This is a genomic window from Bradyrhizobium sp., from assembly GCF_027451485.1.
In the GTDB taxonomy this organism is placed as follows: Bacteria; Pseudomonadota; Alphaproteobacteria; order Rhizobiales; family Xanthobacteraceae; genus Bradyrhizobium.
In genome coordinates this window covers 1-2,833 of record NZ_DAIDJE010000122.1, presented here as the reverse complement: position 1 = coordinate 2,833, position 2,833 = coordinate 1, and the positions used below count along the sequence as shown (strand labels likewise).

Below are 2,833 nucleotides of genomic sequence, written 5' to 3'. Positions count from 1 at the left end.
CCTCGGCTTTGGCATCCTCGGCTATCGCACCCTTCCGGTGAGCGATCTGCCGAACGTGGACTTTCCAACGATAACGGTTTCCGCGGCGCTGCCCGGAGCAAGCCCGGAAACGATGGCCGCCGCCGTGGCGACGCCGCTCGAGCGGCAATTTTCCACGATCGCCGGCATCAGTTCGATGACCTCGTCGAGCCAATTGGGCGCCACGCAGATCACGATTCAGTTCGACCTCAACCGGAGCCTCGACGCCGCCGCGCAGGATGTCCAGGCCGCCATCTCGCAGGCCGGGCGGCAGTTGCCGAACAACATGCCGTCGCCGCCTTCTTATATGAAGGTCAACCCGGCCGATCAGCCGATCCTCTATCTCTCGCTCAACTCCCCCACCTTGCCGCTTTATACGGTGGACGAGTTCGCCGAGACGCTCATGGCGCAGCGCATCTCGATGGTCGACGGCGTGGCGCAGGTGGCGGTTTTCGGCGGGCAGAAGTACGCGGTGCGCGTGCAGGTGGACCCCGATGCGCTGGCCACGCGGGGCATCGGCATCGACCAGATAGAGCAGGCGGTGGCGCAGGCCAACGTGAACCTGCCGACCGGCACGCTGTGGGGACGCCACCAGGCGTTTACGGTGCAGGCGACCGGCCAGTTGATGAACGCCGCCGCTTACCGGCCGCTGATCATCGCCTACCGGAATGGTGCGCCGGTACGGCTCGACCAGGTCGGCCAGGTCATCGACAGCGTGCAGACCGACAAGACGGCAAGCTGGTACAACAGCACGCGCTCCATCATTCTGGCCGTTCAGCGGCAGCCGGGCACGAACACAGTGGAGGTGGTGGACTCGATCCGCAAGCTGATGCCGACGTTCCGCGCCGAGATTCCGGCTTCGGTGAACCTGGACACCATCTACGACCGCTCGGTGACGATTCGCGATTCGATTAGCGACGTGAAGCGAACCCTGATGATCACGATCGGCCTCGTGATTTTGGTGATCTTCTTCTTCCTGCGCAACGTTTCGGCGACGCTTATTCCGAGCCTTGCGGTCCCGCTTTCAATCGTCGGCACGTTCGCGGCGATGTACCTGCTCAATTTCACGCTCGACAATCTATCTCTGATGGCGCTGACGCTGTCGGTCGGCTTCGTGGTCGACGACGCGATTGTGATGCTCGAAAACATCGTGCGGCATCGCGAGATGGGCAAGACCATGATGCAGGCCGCCAAGGACGGATCCGGCGAAATCGGCTTCACGATTCTGTCGATGACTCTGTCGCTGGCCGCCGTGTTCATTCCGGTGCTGTTCATGAGCGGGATTGTCGGAAGGCTTCTGCACGAGTTCGCCGTCACGATCACGGTGGCGATTCTCATTTCCGGTTTCGTGTCGCTGACGCTGACGCCGATGCTGTGCAGCCGCTTTCTCCGGCACGCGGAATCCCACGAGCACGGCATATTCTTCCGGGCCTCCGAGAGGTTTTTCGACGGTCTGCTGGCGGCCTATGACGCGACGCTGCGCGTGGTGCTGCGGTTCCGGCTGGTGACGCTGCTGGCTTCCTTCGTTCTGATCTGGGCGACCGCGCGGATGTTCGTCGAAGTCCCGAAGGGGTTCCTGCCGAACGAAGACCAGGGCCAGATTTTCGGCTTCACCGAGGCCGCCCAGGACATCTCGTTCGAGGGGCTCCGGGACCATCAAAAGAAAGTCATGGCCGTTCTGCAGGCCGATCCCGACATGACCTCCATTATGAGTTCGATCGGCGGATCGGGTTTCGGAACGGCGAGCAACTCCGGCCGCGTGTTCATGCATCTGAAGCCGCTCAAGGACCGCTCGCTGGGTCCGGACGGCAAGCCGCGTACGGTGGACGAGATCATCCAGGACCTGCGGCCGAAAATGGCCCGCATTCCGGGCATCAGCGTGTACCTGCAGAATCCGCCCTCGATCCGCATCGGCGGCCAGTTGACCAAGAGCCTGTATCAGTACACGTTGAGCGGGACAAGTTTCAAGGACCTGCAGGACTGGTCGCCGCTGGTGATGGCGAAGATGCAGCAGATCCCCGGCCTGCAGGACGTCACCACCGACTTGCAGATCACGAGTCCGCAGGTTCTGGTGGATATCGACCGGGACCGCGCCCGAGCCTTGGGCGTCAGCGCGGAACAGATCGAGCACGCGTTGTCGGACGCCTACGGCGAGCAGCAGATCTCGACCATCTACACGCCGTCGAACGAATACTACGTGATCCTGGAGACGCTGCCGCAGTATCAGCGCGATCCCGACGCGCTTTCGAAGCTTCGCGTCACGAATGCTCAGGCTAAGCTCGTCCGGCTCGACACGGTGGCGCGCTTGACACGCACGGTCGGCCCGCTCACCGTCAACCACACAGGGCAGCTTCCTTCGGTGACGGTTTCTTTCAATCTCCGCCCGGACGTTGCCATCGGGACCGCGGTGGACGCGATTCAGAAAACGGTCGATTCGCTGCGGTTGCCTCTGACCATTTCGGGCAGCTTCCAGGGCCAGGCGCAGGCCTTCGCCGATTCGTTTTCCAGCCTGTGGCTGCTGCTGATTGTAGCGACGTTGGTCATCTACATCGTGCTCGGCATTCTGTATGAGAGCTTCATTCACCCGATCACGATCCTTTCGGGTCTGCCTTCGGCCGGCTTCGGCGCGCTGCTTACGTTGAAACTGTTCCACATCGACCTGAGCCTGTACGCATTTGTCGGGCTGATCATGCTGATCGGCATCGTCAAGAAGAACGCGATCATGATGATCGATTTCGCAATCTCGGCCGAACGCAACGAAGGGAAAGAAGCCGAGGAAGCGATCTATCAGGGCTGCCTGATCCGGTTCCGCCCC

The 2,833-nt window shown here is 61.9% G+C and carries 1 protein-coding gene; it reads left to right on the top strand.

The genetic code is table 11. The features are described 5' to 3' along the window. Window positions 1-2,833, top strand: a 2,833-nt coding sequence (locus tag NEZ08_RS15590; RefSeq protein WP_298108514.1) for an efflux RND transporter permease subunit, incomplete at both ends; no start/stop codon positions are given.